19 protein-coding genes, 4 tRNA genes and 1 pseudogene are annotated in these 21,119 nt (G+C 61.5%); 15 read left to right on the top strand and 9 right to left on the bottom strand.

The genetic code is table 11. The features are described 5' to 3' along the window. Positions 1–114 precede the first annotated feature (114 nt). The gene (gene pyrF / locus IB249_RS14945) at positions 115–813 is read left to right on the top strand and encodes an orotidine-5'-phosphate decarboxylase (protein WP_192305952.1); all 699 of its coding nucleotides are present in this window, start codon (positions 115–117) and stop codon (positions 811–813) included. 71 nt (positions 814–884) lie between these two features. Here the strand turns inward: pyrF and IB249_RS14950 are convergent, their stop codons facing one another. Further along, the gene (locus IB249_RS14950) at positions 885–1,889 is read right to left on the bottom strand and encodes an NADP-dependent oxidoreductase (protein ID WP_192305954.1); all 1,005 of its coding nucleotides are present in this window, start codon (positions 1,887–1,889) and stop codon (positions 885–887) included. Next, positions 1,886–2,023: a hypothetical protein gene (locus tag IB249_RS14955; protein ID WP_192305956.1), complete on the bottom strand. Its 138-nt coding sequence runs from the start codon at positions 2,021–2,023 to the stop codon at positions 1,886–1,888. The genes IB249_RS14950 and IB249_RS14955 overlap by 4 nt, the downstream gene beginning before the upstream one ends. A gap of 101 nt (positions 2,024–2,124) precedes the next feature. Between IB249_RS14955 and IB249_RS14960 the strand changes: the two genes are divergently transcribed. From IB249_RS14960 to IB249_RS30210, 4 genes and pseudogenes are all read left to right on the top strand, one after another. Beyond that, the gene (locus tag IB249_RS14960) at positions 2,125–2,886 is read left to right on the top strand and encodes an SDR family oxidoreductase (RefSeq protein WP_077749218.1); all 762 of its coding nucleotides are present in this window, start codon (positions 2,125–2,127) and stop codon (positions 2,884–2,886) included. 234 nt (positions 2,887–3,120) lie between these two features. Further along, positions 3,121–4,497, top strand: a complete 1,377-nt coding sequence (locus IB249_RS14965) for a PLP-dependent aminotransferase family protein (protein WP_192305958.1) — start codon at positions 3,121–3,123, stop codon at positions 4,495–4,497. A gap of 987 nt (positions 4,498–5,484) precedes the next feature. After that, a pseudogene (locus IB249_RS30205) lies at positions 5,485–5,661 on the top strand (HAMP domain-containing protein); the annotation flags it as partial. Positions 5,662–5,865: 204 nt separating this feature from the next. Further along, a complete protein-coding gene (locus IB249_RS30210; protein WP_412548013.1) occupies positions 5,866–6,570 on the top strand; it encodes a methyl-accepting chemotaxis protein in 705 nt (234 codons plus the stop codon). A gap of 128 nt (positions 6,571–6,698) precedes the next feature. Here the strand turns inward: IB249_RS30210 and IB249_RS14975 are convergent, their stop codons facing one another. Then, complete coding sequence (locus tag IB249_RS14975; protein ID WP_192305962.1) at positions 6,699–7,451, bottom strand: hypothetical protein; 753 nt, start codon at positions 7,449–7,451, stop codon at positions 6,699–6,701. A 393-nt stretch (positions 7,452–7,844) separates the two neighbouring features. Between IB249_RS14975 and IB249_RS14980 the strand changes: the two genes are divergently transcribed. From IB249_RS14980 to IB249_RS14995, 4 genes are all read left to right on the top strand, one after another. After that, positions 7,845–7,920, top strand: a tRNA-Glu gene (locus tag IB249_RS14980). 2 nt (positions 7,921–7,922) lie between these two features. Next, positions 7,923–7,998, top strand: a tRNA-Gly gene (locus IB249_RS14985). 104 nt (positions 7,999–8,102) lie between these two features. Next, positions 8,103–8,178: transfer RNA gene (locus IB249_RS14990), tRNA-Glu, on the top strand. 3 nt (positions 8,179–8,181) lie between these two features. Further along, a tRNA-Gly gene (locus tag IB249_RS14995) sits at positions 8,182–8,257 on the top strand. Between the two features lie 113 nt (positions 8,258–8,370). On the opposite strand, the gene IB249_RS15000 is transcribed toward IB249_RS14995, so the two are convergent. The 3 genes from IB249_RS15000 to IB249_RS15010 form a co-directional block, all read right to left on the bottom strand. Further along, the gene (locus tag IB249_RS15000; protein ID WP_192305964.1) at positions 8,371–9,012 is read right to left on the bottom strand and encodes a LysE family translocator; all 642 of its coding nucleotides are present in this window, start codon (positions 9,010–9,012) and stop codon (positions 8,371–8,373) included. Position 9,013: 1 nt separating this feature from the next. Next, on the bottom strand, positions 9,014–9,784 hold the full coding sequence (locus IB249_RS15005) for a 2OG-Fe(II) oxygenase (RefSeq protein ID WP_192305966.1): 771 nt from the start codon (positions 9,782–9,784) through the stop codon (positions 9,014–9,016). 92 nt (positions 9,785–9,876) lie between these two features. Beyond that, positions 9,877–10,503, bottom strand: a complete 627-nt coding sequence (locus tag IB249_RS15010) for an alanyl-tRNA editing protein (RefSeq protein WP_192305968.1) — start codon at positions 10,501–10,503, stop codon at positions 9,877–9,879. A 91-nt stretch (positions 10,504–10,594) separates the two neighbouring features. Between IB249_RS15010 and IB249_RS15015 the strand changes: the two genes are divergently transcribed. Further along, a complete protein-coding gene (locus IB249_RS15015) occupies positions 10,595–11,596 on the top strand; it encodes a LysR family transcriptional regulator (RefSeq protein WP_192305970.1) in 1,002 nt (333 codons plus the stop codon). Positions 11,597–11,743: 147 nt separating this feature from the next. On the opposite strand, the gene IB249_RS15020 is transcribed toward IB249_RS15015, so the two are convergent. Then, positions 11,744–12,151 (bottom strand): PA2817 family protein, encoded by a 408-nt coding sequence (locus IB249_RS15020; RefSeq protein ID WP_192305973.1) that lies wholly within the window; start codon positions 12,149–12,151, stop codon positions 11,744–11,746. 74 nt (positions 12,152–12,225) lie between these two features. Then, on the bottom strand, positions 12,226–14,673 hold the full coding sequence (locus IB249_RS15025; RefSeq protein ID WP_192305975.1) for an acyl-CoA dehydrogenase: 2,448 nt from the start codon (positions 14,671–14,673) through the stop codon (positions 12,226–12,228). Positions 14,674–14,921: 248 nt separating this feature from the next. Here IB249_RS15025 and IB249_RS15030 point away from each other — a divergent pair, with 248 nt between their 5' ends. From IB249_RS15030 to IB249_RS15045, 4 genes are all read left to right on the top strand, one after another. Next, a complete protein-coding gene (locus IB249_RS15030; RefSeq protein WP_192305977.1) occupies positions 14,922–15,581 on the top strand; it encodes a transglutaminase-like domain-containing protein in 660 nt (219 codons plus the stop codon). A gap of 43 nt (positions 15,582–15,624) precedes the next feature. Next, on the top strand, positions 15,625–16,248 hold the full coding sequence (locus IB249_RS15035) for a glutathione S-transferase family protein (protein WP_192305979.1): 624 nt from the start codon (positions 15,625–15,627) through the stop codon (positions 16,246–16,248). A 132-nt stretch (positions 16,249–16,380) separates the two neighbouring features. Further along, positions 16,381–17,313 (top strand): ABC transporter ATP-binding protein, encoded by a 933-nt coding sequence (locus IB249_RS15040; protein WP_192305981.1) that lies wholly within the window; start codon positions 16,381–16,383, stop codon positions 17,311–17,313. After that, on the top strand, positions 17,310–18,089 hold the full coding sequence (locus IB249_RS15045) for an ABC transporter permease (RefSeq protein ID WP_192305983.1): 780 nt from the start codon (positions 17,310–17,312) through the stop codon (positions 18,087–18,089). The genes IB249_RS15040 and IB249_RS15045 overlap by 4 nt, the downstream gene beginning before the upstream one ends. Before the next feature lie 144 nt (positions 18,090–18,233). Here IB249_RS15045 and IB249_RS15050 read toward each other — a convergent pair whose 3' ends face one another. Then, complete coding sequence (locus tag IB249_RS15050) at positions 18,234–18,752, bottom strand: DUF2062 domain-containing protein (protein WP_192305986.1); 519 nt, start codon at positions 18,750–18,752, stop codon at positions 18,234–18,236. 135 nt (positions 18,753–18,887) lie between these two features. Here IB249_RS15050 and IB249_RS15055 point away from each other — a divergent pair, with 135 nt between their 5' ends. After that, positions 18,888–21,110 carry a DNA internalization-related competence protein ComEC/Rec2 gene (locus IB249_RS15055; RefSeq protein WP_192305988.1) on the top strand — a complete coding sequence of 741 codons (2,223 nt, stop codon included), beginning with the start codon at positions 18,888–18,890 and terminating at the stop codon, positions 21,108–21,110. The last annotated feature ends 9 nt before the right edge of the window (positions 21,111–21,119 follow it).

Consider the following 21,119-nt stretch of genomic DNA (forward strand, 5'->3'; position numbering starts at 1 on the left):
CCAAAGGGCCGATCCTGGCTGGGCGCCGCCGACGATTTACCGATCATCGGGTCCCGCAGTCGCGCTGGTTCCGCTACAATGCGCGCCGATTTCGTCCTGCCTGAGAGCCCGCACATGTCCGCTTGCCAGACTCCTATCATCGTCGCCCTGGATTTCCCCACCCGTGACGCCGCGCTGAAGCTGGCCGACCAGTTGGATCCCAAACTGTGCCGGGTCAAGGTCGGCAAGGAGCTGTTCACCAGCTGCGCCGCAGAAATCGTCGGCACCCTGCGCGACAAGGGTTTCGAAGTGTTCCTGGACCTCAAGTTCCACGACATTCCGAACACCACCGCGATGGCGGTCAAGGCCGCGGCGGAAATGGGCGTGTGGATGGTCAACGTGCATTGCTCCGGCGGTTTGCGCATGATGGCGGCCTGCCGTGAAGTGCTGGACAAGCGCACCGGGCCGAAACCGCTGCTGATCGGCGTGACCGTGCTGACCAGCATGGAGCGCGAAGACTTGGCAGGCATCGGCCTGGATATCGAGCCACAGGAGCAGGTACTGCGTCTGGCGGCGTTGGCGGAAAAAGCCGGGATGGACGGCCTGGTCTGCTCGGCGCTGGAAGCCCAGGCCCTCAAATCGGCGCACCCGTCGCTGCAACTGGTGACCCCGGGGATTCGTCCGGCGGGCAGCGCCCAGGACGATCAGCGCCGCATCCTGACCCCGCGTCAGGCGCTGGATGCCGGTTCCGATTACCTGGTGATCGGCCGTCCGATCAGCCAGGCCGCAGACCCGGCGAAGGCGTTGGCAGCGGTGGTCGCCGAAATCGCGTGAACACCGCTCAACCTGTGGGAGCGGGCAAGCCCGCTCCTGCGGTTGATGGGTGGTAGGTTTCAGACGTTTGGTTAAACCTTCAGCACCAACTTCCCGAAGTTCTCCCCGCTGAACAACTTCATCAGTGTCTCAGGGAATGTTTCCAGCCCTTCGACGATATCTTCCTTGCTCTTGAGCTGCCCCTTGGCCATCCAGCCCGCCATTTCCTGGCCGGCAGCGGCGAACTGGGCGGCGTAGTCCATCACCACGAAACCTTCCATCCGTGCGCGGTTCACCAACAGCGACAGGTAGTTGGCCGGCCCCTTGACCGCTTCCTTGTTGTTGTACTGGCTGATGGCGCCGCAAATCACCACGCGGGCCTTCATGTTCAGGCGGCTGAGTACCGCGTCGAGGATATCGCCACCGACGTTATCGAAATACACGTCGACACCTTTCGGACACTCGCGCTTCAGGCCGGCGTGGACGTCTTCGCTCTTGTAATCGATGGCGCCGTCAAAACCCAGCTCCTCGACCAGGAACTTGCACTTGTCTGCACCGCCGGCGATGCCGATCACCCGGCAGCCTTTGATTTTGGCAATCTGTCCGGCAATGCTGCCGACCGCACCCGCAGCCCCTGACAGCACCACGGTCTCGCCCGCCTTGGGCGCACCGACGTCGAGCAGGGCGAAGTAGGCGGTCATCCCGGTCATGCCCAGTGCGGACAGATAACGCGGCAGCGGTGCCAGTTTCGGATCGACCTTGTAGAAACCGCGCGGCTCGCCGAGGAAATAATCCTGCACGCCCAAGGCGCCGTTGACGTAGTCCCCGACCGCAAACCCCGGGTTGTTCGACGCCACGACCTTACCGACACCCAATGCGCGCATGACCTCGCCAAGACCCACTGGCGGAATGTAGGACTTGCCTTCATTCATCCAGCCACGCATGGCCGGGTCGAGGGACAGGTATTCGTTTTTGACCAGGATCTGGCCCGCGGCCGGCTCGCCGACCGGTACCTCCTGATAGGTGAACGTCTCACGAGTCGCCGCGCCCACCGGACGTTTGGCGAGCAGGAACTGACGATTGGTCTGGGAAGTCATGACAGGCACTCAAGGTGAATGAAGCCTTGTTGATAGACCTTCAGGGCCAATGCCGCAAGTTGGGCTGATGCGGCGAATGCAGCCTGATCCAGTGCGGTGATAGTCGCGTTGGTGGTTTCATCACTGCCACTCATGGGCACCCAACCGGCCTTCTGATAGTGCTGCCGCGAGGATGATGCCTGTGGCTAGACTGGGGGCACGCAAGCCGCGCATTCATCTCTTCGAGGACAAAACAATGAGCATGACGTTTTCCGGCCAGGTTGCTGTCGTAACGGGCGCCGCCAACGGTATCGGGCGCGCAACTGCGCAGGCGTTCGCCGCCGAAGGCTTGAAAGTGGTGGTGGCCGACATGGACACGGCCGGTGGCGAAGGCACCGTGGCGCTGATTCGCACGGCCGGTGGCGAAGCGACCTTCGTACGCTGCAATGTCACCCTGGAAAGCGATGTGAAAAACCTGATGGACGAAGTGGTGAATACCTACGGCCGCCTCGACTACGCGTTCAACAATGCCGGCATCGAGATCGAAAAAGGCAAACTGGCCGAGGGCACCCTCGATGAGTTCGATGCGATCATGGGCGTCAACGTCAAAGGCGTCTGGCTGTGCATGAAGTATCAGTTGCCGTTGTTGCTGGCCCAGGGGGGCGGGGCGATCGTCAATACCGCCTCGGTCGCCGGCCTGGGCGCCGCACCGAAGATGAGCATTTATGCGGCGTCGAAACACGCCGTGATCGGCCTGACCAAATCGGCGGCAATCGAATACGCCAAGAAGAAAATCCGTGTGAACGCCGTGTGCCCGGCGGTCATCGACACCGACATGTTCCGCCGCGCCTATGAAGCGGACCCGAAAAAAGGCGAGTTCGCCAACGCCATGCACCCGGTGGGCCGGATCGGCAAGGTCGAAGAAATCGCCAGCGCCGTGCTGTATCTGTGCAGCGACGGTGCGGCCTTCACCACCGGGCACTCGCTGGCGGTGGATGGGGGCGTCACCGCGTTCTGAAACAGTCCCGGGTTCCACCTGCGGGGGCGACATTGCTCGCTCCCGCAAGACCTGGCTCACCCTCCTGTCCAGACCGATCGGAATACCGTCTTGAGCGGTTCTCCTGCTTCGTCAAACACCCGGCAATGTGTTTCAAATGGTTAGAACCGGGAGTTTTGGCGGCGTTGTCGCACAACCCATTGAGCGCGCCTGTGATTAACTGTTTCGGCCAAACGAACAGGAGTTTGCTTGCTCATGGAATTGAGAATCGATCGACAGGCTTTGGTGCCGGTCGTGCAACAAATCGTCGACGCGCTGGCATGCTGGCTGCGCCAGAGCGACATCGAACCGGGAACACGCCTGCCGTCCGCCCGGCAAATCGCGCGGACCAATTTGCTCAGCCAATCCAGCGTTGTCGAAGCGTGCGATCGCCTGGTGGCCCAAGGGGTGCTGGCGTCGCGTCATGGCTCCGGCTTCATTGTGGCCTCCCCCTCGGCGGCCGTTGCAGACACCCCCTGGTTCGAGGGGGTGGAATGGCAGCCGGTTTGCGCTTCGGGCGAATTGACCTTGGGAGGCGGTGGGCTCCCCGAAAGCTGGCGCGAGACGGATGACCTGACGTACGCGATCCGCGAAGTCAGCCGCACCGACATGGCGAGCCTGTTCAACTACAGCGCGGCGCTGGGGTTGCCCGCGTTGCGCCGACAGATCGGCAAGCGCCTGAAACTGCTGGATATCACCGCAGACGACTCGCAGATCATGACGACCGCCGGGGCCAGCCAGGGCCTCGACCTGATCGCACGGACCCTGCTCCGGCCGGGTGATTGCGTCGTGGTCGAAAACCCCGGTTATTCGCCGCTGTTCGAGTTGCTCAGGCTGCAAGGGGTGTCGATGATCGAAGTGCCGCGCACGCCTCGCGGACCTGATATCCAGGTGCTTGAGGCATTGCTGCTGGAAAAGAAGCCGCGCGCGATGGTCATCAACAGCTTCTATCACAACCCGACGGGTACCAACCTGGCGCCGATGGTGGCGCAACAACTGATGCAATTGAGCAAGCACCATGGTGTGCTGGTCATCGAAGACGACGTCTACGCCGATCTGCATGGCGGTCCCGGTACGCGGCTGGCGGCTCTGGATGGCGATGTCATTTATCTGGGCAGTTTCTCCAAGACCCTCAGCAGCTCATTGCGCGTTGGCTTCGTGGCAGCCAGTGCCGAAGTGATTTCGCGCCTGGCCGAGGTCAAGCGGGTGAGCAGCCTGGGGGCTTCCGGGTTTTGCGAAGCGGTAGTGGCCTGCCTGCTCGCCAGTGGTGCCTATCGCAAACTGGTGCTGCGTCTGCGCCAGCGTTTGCGTCACGACCGCGAGGCCGCGTTGCAACTACTGGAGGACGCCGAGTGGGAGGTTTTCGGCAAACCCGTCGGCGGCCTGTTCATCTGGGCACGCCCGCGCAACACCGACTACGCTCGACTGCGGCTGCATGCCCGGCGCTTCGGTGTGCTGTTGTCTTCCCCGACGGCCTTCAGTCCAGCCGGCGAGGTCAGTGACTGGCAGCGGATCAATGTCGCATGTGCCTGCGATCCACGCGCCCGGGCGTTCTTTCAAGCCACCGCTTCGGATCGACCTCAAGCGTTCTGAAAACGACGTTGCCGTAGCTTTTTGCCATTATTCCGACGCCAGAGACTTGTGCTGGCAAAGGCCCGTTGCGAATCTGCGTCAACAGACTATGTCAGGGGACTAAGTGCAATGATTTCGGCCGTGCAAGGACGTTTTGCCAACCTCGGTATGGCGAAAAAACTGGGTGTCGGGTTTGTGCTGGTGCTGCTGTTGACCGCGCTGGTCGCGGCCATCGGCGTATGGTCCCTGCAAACCATCAGCCAGCGCTTCGACGGGCTCAAACAGATGTCGTCGCTCAACAGCGGCCTGCTCAAGGTGCGACTGCTGGAGCAGGAGTACGCCTTGCACGGCAACCCGAAAGTCGCCACGGCCTTGCGCGAAGGGGTCGATGGCCTGATTGCCCTGGCCAATGAGCTCAAGGCCCAGTCGCCGGCCAATGTGCCGGTCATGAGCGATGTCGAGCAGTCCCTTGGGGCTTACCGCAAAGCCTTTGACGAGTTCGTCTCGTTGAGTCAGGCCAAGGACCTGGCGCTGGAAATGGCCAGTTGGTCGGTGTCCAGCGTGGCCAATAATCTGGATGTGCTGCAATCCGGGCTTGCTGACGATGGCGCCTACACCCTGAAAGACTCCGAAGGCAAGGATGGCGCCCAGTTCATCGAACAGGCCAGCCAGGTCAGCCAGGTGTCGCGGTTGATGCTGCAGGCCATGAACGAAGCGCGCGTGCGCCTGGATCAAAGTCGCAAGGGCGACGACAGTGCCGGGCAGGGCAAGATCGAACAGGCCGATCAGGCCCTGGCCCAGGCTGAACAACTGAAAACCACGGTCAAGGACGAGGGTTACCTGACGGTTCTCAATGAAGTGGTCGGGCACATCGGCGGTTTCAGTGAGAAACTCACGGAATACACCGACCTGCTGGCTCAGGAGAAAACCGTCTACGGGCAGTTGAACCAGCGCGCCGCCCAGGTGATGGAGCGGGTCGACCAGGCCTACGTCGCTGAAGACCAGTCGATGCAGACCGAACTGAAGAAGAATTCGCTGCTGATCATCGGTTCGTCGGCGCTGGCTCTGCTGGTCGGACTGATTGCTGCGTGGGTGATCACTCGCCTGATCGTCGGGCCGCTGCGCAAAGTGATCGGCGTGGCGCAGCAGATCGCGGCGGGCGACTTGAGCGCCACGGTTGAAGTGACTCGCCGGGACGAAATCGGCCAGTTGATGCAGGCCATGCAGCAGATGGGCGAGGGGCTCAGCAGTATTGTCAGCGGTTTGCAGGCGGGCATCGAGCAACTGGCCAGTTCGGCGCAGTCGCTGTCGGCAGTCACCGAGCAGACCAATCTGGAGGTCAGCAGTCAGAAAGAGGAAACCGAACAGGTCGCCACGGCGATGAACCAGATGACCGCCACCGTGCACGATGTGGCGCGTAACGCGGAGGAGGCAGCGTTAGCCGCGCAAACCGCAGACGACAAGGTCGAAAGTGGCCAGGCGGTGGTGCGCCAGAGCATGACGCGGATCGAGCAACTGGCAGATTCGGCTTCTTCGGCCAGTTCCAGCATCGAGAGCCTGAGCGCGGAAATCCAGAACATCGGCACCGTACTCAGCGTCATCAAGAGTGTGGCCGAGCAGACCAACCTGTTGGCGCTCAACGCGGCCATCGAGGCGGCGCGCGCCGGTGAGCAGGGCAGGGGCTTTGCGGTGGTCGCCGATGAAGTGCGGGCGCTGGCCCGGCGGACCCAGCAATCAACCGAGGAAATCGAGCGGCTGGTCAGTGCCTTGCGGTCGGCGGCGCAGTCGTCGGTGCAGCAGATTCAGAGCAGTGGCGAGTTGGTGAAGCTGGCGGTCAGTGATGCCTTACTGACCGAAAGCGCCTTGGGCAGCATTGCCTCGGCGGTGTCGTTGATCCAGCAGATGAACCAGCAGATCGCCGCGGCCGCCGAAGAGCAGAGCTCCGTGGCCGAGGAGATCAACCGCAGCGTGACCAGTATTCGCGCCAGTGCGGATCAATCGTCGTTGGCGATGCAGGGTAACGCCGCGTCCAGTATCGAGCTGGCACAGTTGGGCAGTGAGCTGAAGGGAATGGTGGGGCATTTCAGGCTTTGAAGCTGAATCGGTAACGGTAGGCGCGAGTTTGCTCGCGAGGGTGGTCAACAACGACGTTGGCCACCTGACACCCGGCGGTGACCTCGCCCTCATCGAGAGCCTGCTGGCTCCCGCCGCAGTTTAGGCGATCAGTCGTAGATCACGCGCTTCTTCCAGTCTGCATCGACGTCCTTGAGGCCTTCGGTCAGCGGGTTCACTTCGTCTTCAGCCGGCGCATTCTCGTCCATGACCTGTGCGTTGGCGCGGGCCAGGAGTTTTTCCAGATATTCGAGTTGTTCGGCATAGACCTGCGGTTCCTGCTGTTTGCGCAGGTATTGCACGCCGCGCTCGAAGGCCAGACGGGCCTGGCCTGGCTGGTTCTGTTGCAGGGAGTGCTGGCCGAGGTTATTGAAGAACTCGATGTGCAGCAGGACCAGGATGTGGCGAACTTCGCGGATCCAGCGTTTGGCCTCGTTGGGCATCAGGAAACCGTCTTGCGCTGCGCGGGTGATCTGGCCATGCAGGGCTTCGAGCAGGAAGCGCACATCCTTGGCCTTGGCTTCGGTCTGGATCGGTGCGGGCGGATTGTTGACCGGAATCGATTCGCCCTGGCCGATCAGCGTGTTCAGTTCACTGATTCGCGCCTTGAGGTTGGCGCTGGATTTCTCCAGGTTCAACAGGCGCTGGCAGACGTTCAGCTCCAGGCGAGTCAACAGCAGCTTGAGGGCCGGTGTCATCAGTTGGCCGGGGAAGGTTTCGGTGATTTCGCCGCAACGACGCAAGCGGTCATTGAGTTCGACCTGGGTACGGGCCCTTTCCAGTTTATTGGCTTCCACCACATGGTTCATGTACCCAATGGCGATCAAAAGTGCGATCCCGGCTACGACGAGCAGGGTGATCATGAGTGGAGTCAACGGTAAGACCTCTTTATGGGATTCGCGAGCGAGTTTAGTGGCTTGGCATGGGGCCGCATAGGGCCGCCCGACGGGTTGGATCGAACGCGCTTATCACTGTATCGACCGCAACGCTGCTTATATAAGCAATGACCATCGAATTGCACATTGCCATCATCTTTGGCGTGGGTGGACTATAACGTCTTGGCGAGTGTCAGAATATAGGCGTCAAACAGCGGGCGATCAAAAAGCCCCATTCCTTGCGCAAAGCAGGGCGAAGTCATTGATTTAAATAAATTTATATCTGGGGGTTGACGACCCTTCAATCCATCCATAGAATGCGCGCCACTTGCAGCGTAAAGCACACAGCGAAACGCTGCGGGGAGTGAATGCAGTACGTGTGTCCCCTTCGTCTAGTGGCCTAGGACACCGCCCTTTCACGGCGGTAACAGGGGTTCGAGTCCCCTAGGGGACGCCAATGCGGGAATAGCTCAGTTGGTAGAGCACGACCTTGCCAAGGTCGGGGTCGCGAGTTCGAGTCTCGTTTCCCGCTCCAATTTTAAACGGCGTTGCTTTCGGGCAGGGCTGAGTGAAACCAGAACCTCATTTTCGGATGCGGATCTGGACACCGAAACACACACCATGTGTTCCGGGTAGCGTGTCCCCTTCGTCTAGTGGCCTAGGACACCGCCCTTTCACGGCGGTAACAGGGGTTCGAGTCCCCTAGGGGACGCCATTTGCGGGAATAGCTCAGTTGGTAGAGCACGACCTTGCCAAGGTCGGGGTCGCGAGTTCGAGTCTCGTTTCCCGCTCCAAATTCAGAAAAACGCCGCTCATTGAGCGGCGTTTTTTTTGCTTTCGATTTGTCTCCAGACCACCCAAAGGCCCGCCAGTCAGACTGAGCGGGCCTTTTGTGTGTGGGCTGTTTTCACATCGACAGAATCAGGCGCCCTGCGAACAGAATCAGGATCACCCCCATGGTGCGTTCAAACCAGTGCCCCATGCGCATGAACAGCACACGCACCCGGTGGCTGGAAAAGAACAGCGCAACGATCACAAACCACAGGGCATTCACGAAACACATCCAGGCCCCGTACAGCGCCTGGATACCCAGCGGGGTCGCGGTGTTGATGAGGGTGGTAAAAATCGCCAGGAAAAACAGCGTCGCCTTGGGGTTGGTGGCATTGGTCAGGAATCCGGTGGTGAACGCCTTGGTCAGCGTTTGTTCGACCAGCGGTTCATCCGTGTGCCTTGCAACGTCGAGCGTCGTCTTGGGTTGGCTGCGCAACAGGCTGATGCCGAGGTACAGGATGTAGGCACCGCCGATGATCTTGGCCACGGTCAACAGCCAGGGCAGGGTGTGCATCAGGGCGCCGACACCCAGCAGGGTGTAAATCACGTGCACGGAAATGCCTGCGCCGATGCCCAGGGCGGTGCAGATGCCCACGCCGCGACCGAAACGCACGCTCTGGCGGATGGTGACCGCGAAGTCCGGCCCAGGGGCCACCACGGCCAGAAAATGAATGGTCGCCAGCGCCAGGAATTCACCCAGGTAATTCGAATACTGCATCTCAACTCCAGAACGTCAGGGGTGAAGCATTGCCGCGATAGCCGACAAAGAATGAAAGGCTCAGGCGTGGATCCGCCACGCCGGGTGTGACTGCGTGCATGCAACGCGAATTGAACATGATGAAATCACCGGGCTCGGGACGAACTTCCAGGGCGGGGGCGCCCAGCAACGCCGGGTCGATGCCGTAGCTGTCGCCGCGCATGTCGTCGAACTGGTCCGGGGAAATGTCCTGGTCCCACATCTGCAATGCGCCGCCCTCCACGGGCATGTTCAGGTACACGTTGCAGGCGAACTGGGCGTCGAGGCTTCGTGCCTGATAGCTGTCAGGCGCGTCCTTGGCGAAGATGTCGTGATGGGCCAGGAAGCAGACCCCGGGCTTCACCACCCGGGACAACCCGACATACATCTTGCGTCCGTAGAGGCTTTCCAGGTGGGCGCCGGCGGGCCAGGATTCGTCGAGCATGCAGCGCAGGGTGTCGACCGGAGAGGCGTAGGGCGCGCAACGGTCGCGCAAATCCGCGATGTTGCGGGTCGCCCGATCGAAGTAGTCCTCGATCAGCAGTGGCTGGTTTTCCGCTTCATAAAACGCCATGCCGATGCGACCGATGCTCGGTGCGTTGATATAGCCCTCGAAACCCGGGGCAAGAATCCTGTCGCCGATCTTTTGCGCCAGCGGCGGGGCCAGGAAGCTTTTGACGCGGATGGCGAGGACTTCTTCGTTGGCCAGTTTTTGTATGCACGTCTCATCGAGACGCTCGACGTCAAGCATCATGGTCAAGGTCCATCTATCTGATAGTCAACGGAACCGGTGAATGCAGGCATTCCCGGCGTCGGGCGAGAGCGGATCCGCCATCGCCCGCAGGCTCAATCCACGGTGTAGTGGACTGACAGCGTGCCCTTCTTCTGCGAAACGGCAGTGATCGTGACTTTGCCCAAATCCTTCAGGCTACGTACATGGGTGCCGCCACAGCCGTAGGCCGGCAGTTCACCGAAACCGATTTCCCGGGCGCCTTCGCGCAACGAGGTCAAGCGTGGCAGGTCATGGGCGATCCATTGTTCGAGGCCGAACTCGATGGTCCGGGCATCCGCCTCTTGCGCCGAATCCGTCGGTTTGAACTGCACTCGTCCTTCGCCCGGCCAGTGATGCGCCTTGATCGGCATCCAGCCCATGGCTTGCACGAAGTGACCGATCAGATGACCTGCCGAATGCATCCGCGTATTGAACCGGCGACGCGGCTCATCGACGCGAATCTGGGTCATGCCGGGCGCTATCGGACGGTCGACGAAATGCAGGATCCGCTCCGGATCCTGCACCACGCGCAGGACCTGGCTGTCGCCGATCCAGCCGGTGTCGAAAGGCTGTCCGCCGCCCTGGGGGTGAAACAGTGTGGCGCGCAACTCCACGGCGAATTCTTGCTCGTGGGGCGTGCATTGCAGTACTTCCACGTTGGCCTTGAGGTCATCACTATGGAAAAACAGGCGGAGCGTCATAGTCCATGCCATCGTCAACGGTTATGTATTTCATTATATGAAGCGTGGAATTGCGTGATAATCCGTTCAAACATCAAAGGACTGTTGCTTCGTGAGCATAAATCTTCCCCTGCCGTTGCTCGGCGAAATGGCGATTTTCGTCAAGGTTGTCGAGACCGGAAGCTTCTCCGAGGCCGCGCGTCAACTGGGCGCTTCGCCGTCGGCGATCAGTCGCAGCCTATCGCGCCTGGAGAAGGCCTTGGCCACGCGCCTGCTGCAACGCACCACGCGCAAGTTGCGCCTGAGCGACGCGGGGGAGGAGGTCTTCAAGCGCTGCCGGGAGATGGTCAGCGCTGCCAAGTCGGTCATGGAGATCAGTGGCCAGTTCACCGATGAAGCGCAGGGGCTGGTGCGCGTCAGTGTTCCCAAGGCGGTCGGGCGATTCGTGATTCATCCGCATATGCCAGAGTTTCTGCGGCGATACCCCAAGGTGGACGTGGAGTTGTTGCTCGAGGACCGCCAGGTGGATCTGATCGACGACCACGTCGACCTGGCGATCCGCATCACCGATCAGCCACCCGCCGGCCTGGTGGGGCGGCAATTGCTGACCATCGACCATATGCTCTGCGCGACGCCGCAGTACCTGGCGGAACATGGCACCCCGACTCATCCCCATGATCTGCTCAACCACAGCTGCATCTACCTGGGCGAAACACCGAGCGATGCACGCTGGAAATTCAAGAAAGGCACCAAGGCGGTCACCGTTGGCGTGCGTGGGCGCTATGCCGCCAATCACACCGGTGTACGACTGGGCGCGGTGTTGCAGCACATCGGGATTGGCAGCCTGCCATACTTCACGGCGCGTCATGCGCTGGAGCAAGGCCTGATTGTGCAGGTGTTGCCGGACTGGACGTTTCTAGCGTCCTCTTACCACGGCGGAGCCTGGCTGCTGCATTCGCCAACCCGATACCTGCCGCCGAAACTGCGGGTGTTGATCGATTACCTGGTCGAGTGCCTGGCGAAGGAGCCGACCTTGAGCAAGCCGGGCAAGGCCGGCGCGTCGAGCCAGGTTGCGACGGCGTACGAGTTGCCGGAGAGTGATGGGTTGTTCTGATGCACGATGACTGTCGGCGCGAGGGGGGCGCCGAGTCCTCGCTCGCGATGATCGTCAACGATAACGCTGGTTGCCTGACACCCGGCGGTGTCCTCTGGATCTTCGCGAGCAAGGACTCGGCGTCCCCCTCGCTCCTACCGGGATTACTCAGTGCTTGCTGTCGTCGTTCGACATCGCCAGCAGCTGTTTTTCCTGATGCCAGTCGAACGGTTCGTCGTTCTGTTCGGCTTCGAAGCGACGATCTTCCAGGGCCTGGTACAGGTCGATTTCTTCATCGGGCATGTAGTGCAGGCAGTCGCCGGCGAAGTACCACAACAGGTCGCGAGGGACCAGGTGAGCGATTTGCGGGTAACGGGTCATCACCTGGCACAGAATGTCCTGGCCCAGGTACTGGCTTTCGATCGGGTCGACCGGCAGCAAGGCGCGCAGTTCGTCGAAACGCTCCAGAAACAAGGCATGGCTTTCTTCAGGAACCTGTTCGGCCTCACCCACGGCGACCAGGATGCTGCGCAAGTGGTCAAGCAAGACGAGATGGTCGGCAACGACGTTGGACACGAGATAAGTCCTCAAGAGCAAAACGGGCGCGGGAGTATAAAGCGCCCGCGCCCGTTTTTACATGGCTGGCGGGATCAGCGGACTTTGCCCGGCGCCAGCGTCAGTTCCTCCTTGTCGAAATCATCGACGTCTATCACCTTGCGTCGCGCCACTTCGGCGGCCTGCAGGCTGTGTGCTTCCAGGGGCTGCAACACACCAGCCTCGAGCGCGGCATCGATGACGTTTTCCCCGGCCGCCGGTTTGACCTGACCGCTCTTGAGCGCCACATGCAGTTTTTTCTGCGCAGGTTTCACCGCCTCCAGCGCGTCGAAGGCGTGTTGCAGGGCGCCGACGGCGTCATCGGCCGATTGTGGGCGGAAGCAGCCCCCGAGCAGTTCCTCCAGGGCCGGATCGCCTTTGGCCCGGCCAATCACCGCCGCGACTTCGGCGTCGAGCTTGTCCGACGGCCCTTTGTGCCGACGACCGAACGGAAACACGATGACCCGCAGCAGGCAGCCCAGCACCCTGTTCGGGAAGTTGGTCAGCAGTTCGTCCAGCGCGCGTTCCGACTGGCCAAGGCTTTCTTCCATCGCCCAGTTGAACAGCGGTGCGATGTGCGCCGCAGAGTCGAGGTCGTGATAGCGCTTGAGCGCGGCGGAAGCGAGGTACAGGTTGCTCAGCATATCCCCCAGGCGCGCCGACAGGCGTTCGCGGCGTTTCAGCTCGCCACCGAGCAGCATCATGCTCAGGTCGGCGAGCAGGGCGAATGCGGCCGCCTGACGGTTGAGCGCGCGGAAGTAGCCCTGGCTGAGCTTGTCGCCCGGCGCCTTCTCGAAATGGCCCAGGCCGAGGTTGAGCACCAGGGTGCTGGCTGCGTTGCTGATGGCAAATCCGATGTGCTTGAGCAACAGGCCATCGAACTCGATGAGCGCCTGCTCCTTGTCCTCACGCCCGGCGAGGGCCATTTCCTTGAGCACGAATGGATGGCAGCGAATGGCGCCCTGGCCGAAGATCATCAGGTTGCGCGAAAGGATGTTCGCGCCTTCCACGGTGATGAAGATCGGCGCGCCGTTCCAGCTGCGGCCCAGGTAATTGTTCGGCCCCATGATGATCGCCTTGCCGCCGTGAACATCCATGGCGTGGCTGATGCATTCGCGGCCGCGTTCGGTGAGGTGATACTTGAGAATCGCCGACAGCACCGACGGTTTCTCGCCCAGGTCCACCGCGTTGGCGGTCAGCATCCGCGCCGCGTCCATCATCCAGGCGTTGCCGCCGATGCGCGCCATCGCTTCCTGGATGCCCTCGAAGGCCGACAGTGGCACGTTGAACTGTTCACGGATCTGCGCGTATTGACCGGTCACCAGGCTGGTGAACTTCGCTGCGCCGGTACCGACCGCCGGCAGCGAAATCGAACGCCCCACCGACAGGCAATTCATCAGCATCATCCAGCCTTTGCCGAGCATGTCCTGGCCGCCGATCAGGAAGTCCAGCGGGATGAACACGTCCTTGCCGGCGTTCGGGCCGTTCATGAAGGCTGCGCCCAGGGGCAGGTGGCGCCGGCCGATTTCCACGCCGGGGGTATCGGTCGGAATCAGCGCCAGGCTGATGCCCAGGTCTTCTTCCTCGCCCAGCAAGTGATCCGGGTCGTAGGCTTTGAATGCCAGGCCGAGGAGGGTGGCGACCGGACCCAGGGTGATGTAGCGCTTTTCCCAGTTCAGGCGCAGGCCGAGGGTTTCCTGGCCTTCCCATTGACCTTTGCAGATCACGCCGGTGTCGGGCATTGAACCGGCGTCGGAGCCGGCCAGTGGTCCGGTCAGGGCGAAGCACGGGATGTCATCGCCCCGGGCCAGTCGTGGCAGGTAATGGTTGCGTTGTTCGTCGGTGCCGTAGTGCAACAGCAGCTCGGCGGGGCCGAGGGAGTTGGGGACCATCACGGTGGACGCGAGGTCGCCGCTGCGGGTCGCCAGTTTCATCGCCACCTGGGAGTGGGCGTAGGCGGAAAAACCCTTGCCGCCATATTCCTTGGGAATGATCAGAGCAAAGAAGCCGTTGTCTTTGATGTGCGCCCAGGCCTCGGCGGGCAGGTCCATGTCCTGGCCGATCTGCCAGTCGGTGACCATTGCACAGAGTTCGTCGGTCGGGCCATCGATGAAGGCCTGTTCCTCTTCGGTCAATTGAACCTTGGGGTAGGACAGCAACTTGTCCCAATCCGGACGGCCGCTGAACAGTTCACCGTCCCACCATACCGTGCCGGCGTCGATGGCGTCGCGCTCGGTTTCCGACATCGGCGGCAGGGTTTTCTGGAACCAGTCGAACAGCGGCGCGCTGAAGTATTTGCGGCGCAGGTCGGGCAGCAACAGCGGCAGGGCGACGGCGGCGATCAACAGCCACAGGACCAGCAGCAACCCGCCAGGCGCGCGACTGAAGGCACCCATCGCCACCACATAGACGGCAACGATGCACAGGGCGGGCAGAGGGGCGATACGGCGGTGGGCTAAATACGCTATCCCGACAACCAGAACCAGTATCCACAACAGCAGCATATTTAATCCTCCGTGAATCAAGGGCAAAAACAACCTTCAGAGCTTAGACGGCATCCACAAAACAGGTTGGTCAGAGCGGTTTGAATGAAATCGTGGGAAACATTCCAAAAGTGTGTAGGACCGGTTGGCAGCGGACCGTACAAAACGTTCGAGGGGCGGGCGGCAAAGCGTCCATGTTTGGCCGAAACGTCGTTATCTTCGTGCTGAACCTGTCGCTAGACTCGTGGCTTCTCCAGGAGATTGTTCGCATGCACGAGTATTTGAGTCCCGGTCGCTTCATCGATAGTGACCACCCGTCGGTAGTGGAGTTCGCCGAAAAACACCGTGGCAATCGTCGCGATCCACTCGAGCAGGCGATCAATCTCTATCACGCGGTGCGCGAGGCCGTGCGTTACAACCCCTACACCTTCAGTCGCGACCCTGACACCCTGCGTGGCAGCCATGCACTGGCGGCCGGTGAAAGTTACTGTGTGCCCAAGGCCACGTTGCTGGCCGGTGCGGCTCGACATTGCGGGATTGCCGCACGGATCGGCCTGGCGGACGTGCGCAATCATTTGTCGACCCCACGTTTGCTGGCGCTGCTCAAGAGCGATGTGTTCGCCATGCATGGTTATACCGAACTGTTCCTGAACGGCCGCTGGGTCAAGGCCACGCCAGCGTTCAACCAGCAGCTGTGTGAACTGTTCAATGTGGCGCCGCTGGAATTCGATGGCATCCATGACAGCGTGTTCCACCCCTTCAATCGCGAGGGCGCGCCGTTGATGGAGTATTTGATCGATCACGGTCAGTTCGCCGACGTCCCGGAAACCTTCTTTTTCGAGCACCTGGAAAAATGCTACCCGCATCTGTTCGGCGACGCGTTACCGCCGCTGCTGGGTGACATGCAGAGCGATTTGAGTCGCGCCTGATCCGGCGTATGCTGCCTGCGCACTCATCCATAAAGAGGCAGCCATGCTGAAGATCTGGGGTCGAAAAAATTCGTCGAATGTCAGGAAGCCCTTGTGGGCGGCCGAGGAACTGAACCTGGCCTATGAAGCCATCGATGCGGGCGGTGCCTTTGGTGTCGTCGACACGCCACAGTACCGGGCGATGAACCCCAATGGTCGGGTGCCTGTGATCGAAGACGATGGTTTCGTGCTGTGGGAGTCCAATGCGATCGTGCGCTACCTGCTGGCCCTGCATGCCGCCGGAACCGCGTGGTATCCGGACGACCTGAAGGCGCGCGCCATTGCCGACAAGTGGATGGACTGGACCACCTCCAGTTTTGCCGGCCCGTTCCGCACCGTGTTCTGGGGCGTTTTGCGCACGCCGGCCGATCAGCAGGACTGGCCCGCCATCCACGCGGCGATCAAGGAATGCGACACACTTTTATCGATGGCCGATCAGGCGCTGGCGGTCAAGCCGTACCTGTCGGGTGATGAAATCGGCATGGGCGACATCCCTCTCGGCAGTTTCATTTATGCCTGGTTCGAGATGCCGATCGAGCGTGCCCCGCAGCCCCATCTGCAAGCCTGGTACGCACGGTTGAAGCAGCGTCCGGCGTATCGGAAAGCTGTCATGACTGCGTTGACTTAATACTTACTATCGACACACTTCACTGTACTTGTGTGGCGGCGACAAGCACCATTGCGCTCATGCGCCGCGGTTGCGTTGTGCGCCGCCCGCCCTCATCGATTCTTTTTTCCCTTCTTGGTGCGTAGATCCGATATGAGTTCCGCTCTGTCCATCCGGCAGCTAACCAAAACCTACGGCAACGGTTTCCAGGCCCTGAGTGGTATCGATCTGGACGTCGCCGAAGGTGACTTTTTCGCCTTGCTCGGCCCCAACGGTGCCGGCAAATCCACGACCATCGGCATTCTCTCGACCCTGGTGAACAAGACCAGCGGCACGGTGAATATCTTTGGCCACGACCTGGACAAGAATCCTGCGCAGCTCAAGCGCTCCATCGGCGTCGTGCCGCAGGAATTCAACTTCAACCAGTTCGAAAAGACCTTCGACATCGTCGTGACCCAGGCGGGTTACTACGGCATCCCGCCGAAAGTCGCCAAGCAACGCGCCGAGCAGTACCTGACCCAGCTCGGTCTGTGGGACAAGCGCGATGTACCTTCACGTTCGCTGTCTGGCGGCATGAAGCGTCGCCTGATGATCGCCCGTGCGCTGGTCCACGAACCGCGCCTGCTGATCCTCGACGAGCCGACGGCGGGGGTGGATATCGAACTGCGTCGTTCGATGTGGACCTTCCTCACCGAACTGAACCAGAAAGGCATCACCATCATCCTCACCACGCATTACCTGGAGGAGGCTGAGCAGTTGTGCCGTCATATCGGGATCATCGACCACGGCACCATCGTCGAGAACACCAGCATGAAACAGCTGCTGGGCCAGCTGCATGTGGAAACTTTCCTGCTCGACACCCGCAACGCACTGAGTGTCGCGCCGCAGTTGCTCGGTTACCCGTGCCGATTGCTCGATGCGCATACCCTTGAGGTCCAGGTCGAGAAGACCATGGGCATCACCGCGCTGTTCACCCAGCTGGCGCAGCAGAACATCGAAGTATTGAGCCTGCGTAACAAAACCAATCGCCTCGAGGAGTTGTTCGTGTCCCTGGTGGAGAAAAATCTGTCGAAGGTGGCCGTATGAATTCCGAGCTGCGACCCAACCTCGTCGCCCTCAACACCATCGTTTACCGTGAGGTCAGGCGCTTCACCCGGATCTGGCCGCAGACCTTGCTGCCACCGGCCATCACGATGGTTCTGTACTTTGTTATTTTCGGTAACCTGATTGGCCGGCAGATCGGTGACATGGGTGGTTTCACCTACATGGAATACATCGTGCCGGGGCTGATCATGATGTCGGTGATCACCAACTCCTATGGCAACGTGGTGTCGAGCTTCTTCGGCAGCAAGTTCCAGCGCTCCATCGAGGAATTGATGGTGTCGCCGGTGTCGCCGCACACCATCCTGATCGGCTTCACCCTTGGCGGTGTGCTGCGCGGGTTGATGGTCGGGCTGATTGTCACGCTGTTATCGATGTTCTTCACCCACCTGCAGGTGCATCACCTGGGCATCACCATTCTGGTCGTGGTGCTGACGGCGACGATCTTTTCGTTGCTGGGCTTTATCAACGCGGTATTTGCGCGCAACTTCGATGACATTTCGATCATCCCGACCTTCGTGCTGACGCCACTGACTTACCTGGGCGGTGTGTTCTATTCGATCTCGTTGTTGTCACCGTTCTGGCAGACCGTCTCCCTGGCGAACCCGGTCTTGCACATGGTCAATGCCTTCCGCTTCGGGATCCTGGGGGTGTCGGACATCAGGATCAGCGTGGCGATCACCTTCATGCTGGTGGCCACGGTGGTGCTTTATATCGGCTGCGCGCGGTTGCTGGTGAGTGGGCGGGGGATGCGGACTTAAGGGATTTCTTCGGGGGGCTATGGGTCTGTGCGCGTATCCATTTCACGGGTGTAGATCCATTTTATTTGTGAGGGCGGCTGGCGGAACCATAATCCGCCATCACCCAAAAAACGGATATTCACCCAGTCCAAAACAGAACCGAGGTCACCCCATCCGCCTTTTCTTGCGCCGTGCCCACTGCCGGCTGACCCACCATCGCCAGTACACCATCACCAGGCAATAGGCGAGTGCGCCCAGCAGCAGGCCTGTCACCACCGACCCCAGCAGGAAGGGTTGCCACAACGTCGATAACTCGCCGCTGATCCATTCCCAGGTCAGTTCGTCAGGCAAGGTCCGGGCGGGCACGTTCATCAGCCAAGCGCCCATCTGGTAGGTACAGAAAAACACCGCAGGCATGGTGATCGGGTTGGTCAGCCAGACCAGGCTGACGGCGATGGGCATATTGCCGCGTACCACGATGGCCAGGGCGGCGGCCACCAGCATCTGCATGGGAATCGGCAGGAACGCCGCGAACAACCCCACCGCCATGGCCCGCGCCACCGAGTGTCGATTGAGGTGCCAGAGGTTCGGGTCATGCAGCAGTGTGCCGAGAAAGCGTAAGGATTGATGTTCCCTGATGCTCGTCGGGTCTGGCATGTAGCGTTTGAATAATCGCCGGGGCATAAGGCTTCTCGGTCGGTTAAGGCGGCAAGTATGTCTGGATTCTATGAGTCGCCTATTCAGAGTTTGTGACAATTATTGACCACGCTCGTGCCGTCAGCCGGCTATGACTAGGAGGGGACTCTCAAGGACGGGCTTATGCGCACAGGGATGATGGCGCTGGCGTTGGGTTTGCTGGCCCTGGGTTTTGTACCGGTATTACCGCCGGTCTGGTTGTGGCTGGTGTTGCCCCTGGCGGGTTTGATGTTGATGCCGTTCAGGGCTTATCCATTGGCGTTTTTCCTGTTCGGCCTCAGTTGGGCCTGCGCGAATGCGCAATGGGCGCTGGATGATCGTCTGCCGATCGATCTCGATGGGGAAACCCGTTGGCTCGACGGACGGGTGGTGGGTTTGCCCCAGGACAGCGAAGGGGTGGTGCGGTTCGAATTGACCGACATTCGCGCGCGGCAGGCACAGGTGCCCCAGCGCATGCGCCTGGCCTGGTATGGCGGGCCGCCGGTCAACAGTGGCGAACAATGGCGGCTGGCGGTGAAGTTGAAACGTCCGGCCGGGTTGCTCAATCCCCATGCCTTCGACTACGACGCCTGGCTGCTGGCGCAACGCATCGGTGCCACCGGTACCATCAAGGATGGCCAGCGCCTCGCCGAAGCCCGTTGGGCCTGGCGCGACGGCGTGCGCAAACGCTTGCAGGCGGTGGACGCCCAGGGCCGGGCCGGGGCTTTGGCGGCGCTGGTGCTGGGCGACGGTGCCGGACTCGGTCGCGACGATTGGCAGGTGCTGCAAGACACGGGCACCGTGCACCTGCTGGTGATTTCCGGACAGCACATCGGCCTGCTGGCCGGTGTGGTGTACCTGATGATCGCCGGGCTGGCTCGCTACGGCCTGTGGCCGCACCGTTTGCCGTGGTTGCCCTGGGCGTGCGGGCTGGCATTCACCTCGGCGCTTGGCTACGGGCTGCTGGCGGGGTTCGAAGTGCCGGTGCGACGAGCCTGCGTGATGATCGGCCTGGTGTTGTTGTGGCGCCTGCGCTTTCGCCACCTCGGCAGCTGGTGGCCCCTGTTGCTGGCCCTGAATGCGGTGCTGCTGTTCGATCCGCTGGTGAGCCTGCAGCCGGGGTTCTGGCTGTCCTTCGCGGCGGTGGCGGTGCTGATCTTCACCTTCGGCGGTCGCCTCGGCCCCTGGCGATGGTGGCAGACCTGGACCCGTGCGCAATGGTTGATCGCAATCGGCCTGTGCCCTTTGTTGCTGGTGCTGGGATTGCCGATCAGCCTCAGCGGCCCGCTCGCCAATCTGCTGGCGGTGCCCTGGATCAGCCTGCTGGTGTTGCCGCTGGCCCTGTCGGGCACGCTGTTGCTGCCGCTGCCTTATGTGGGTGAAGGCTTGCTGTGGCTGGCCGGCGGGCTGATCGACGGGCTGTTCAAAGGCCTGGCATGGCTGGCCGGGCAAATGCCTGCGTGGGTGCCGGTGGCGATTCCATTCTGGGCGTGGGCGCTGGGAAGCCTTGGCGCACTGCTCCTGTTACTGCCCCGTGGCGTACCGCTGCGTCCGTTGGGCTGGCCGCTGTTGCTGATGTTGGTGTTTGCGCCCAGGCCTCCGTTGGCCGAAGGCATCGCCGAAGTCTGGCAACTGGACGTCGGCCAGGGGCTGGCGATCCTGGTGCGAACCCGCCATCACACCCTGCTGTACGACAGCGGCCCGCGCTTGCGTGGCGTCGACCTCGGCGAGCGCGTCGTCCTGCCTGCGTTGCGCAAGCTCGGCGTGGACGGGCTCGACCTGATGCTGATCAGCCATGCGGACGCCGATCACGCCGGCGGCGCGCGGGCGATTGCCGGGGGGCTGCCGGTGACGCGGGTCATCAGCGGCGACCCCGAGGCATTGCCCGACGAGTTGCACGCGCAGCCTTGCGAAAGCGGGCAGCAATGGACCTGGGACGGCGTGAGGTTCCAGCTCTGGCAATGGCCCCAGGCATCGGACAGCAACCAGAAGTCCTGTGTCCTGCAGGTCGAGGCCAAGGGTGAACGCTTGCTGCTGAGCGGCGACATCGACAGCGCAGCCGAGCGCGCCCTTCTCGACAGTCCGCTGGGCGTGCCCACCGAGTGGTTGCAGGCGCCGCACCACGGCAGCCGCAGTGCGTCCTCGATGGCCTTGCTGGCGACGCTGCAACCCAAAGCGGTGCTGATTTCCCGAGGCCACGGCAATTCGTTCGGCCACCCGCATCCCACGGTCATGGCCCGGTATCGCAAACGGGGCATGTCCGTGCATGACAGCGCCGAGCAGGGTGCCATTCGTCTGCGCCTGGGGCGATTCGAGCCGGCCTGGACGATGCGTCAGCAGCGGCGTTTCTGGCGTGTCGTGCCATGAGGGCCGCCT

The organism is Pseudomonas sp. PDM04 (assembly GCF_014851765.1).
GTDB lineage: Bacteria > Pseudomonadota > Gammaproteobacteria > Pseudomonadales > Pseudomonadaceae > Aquipseudomonas.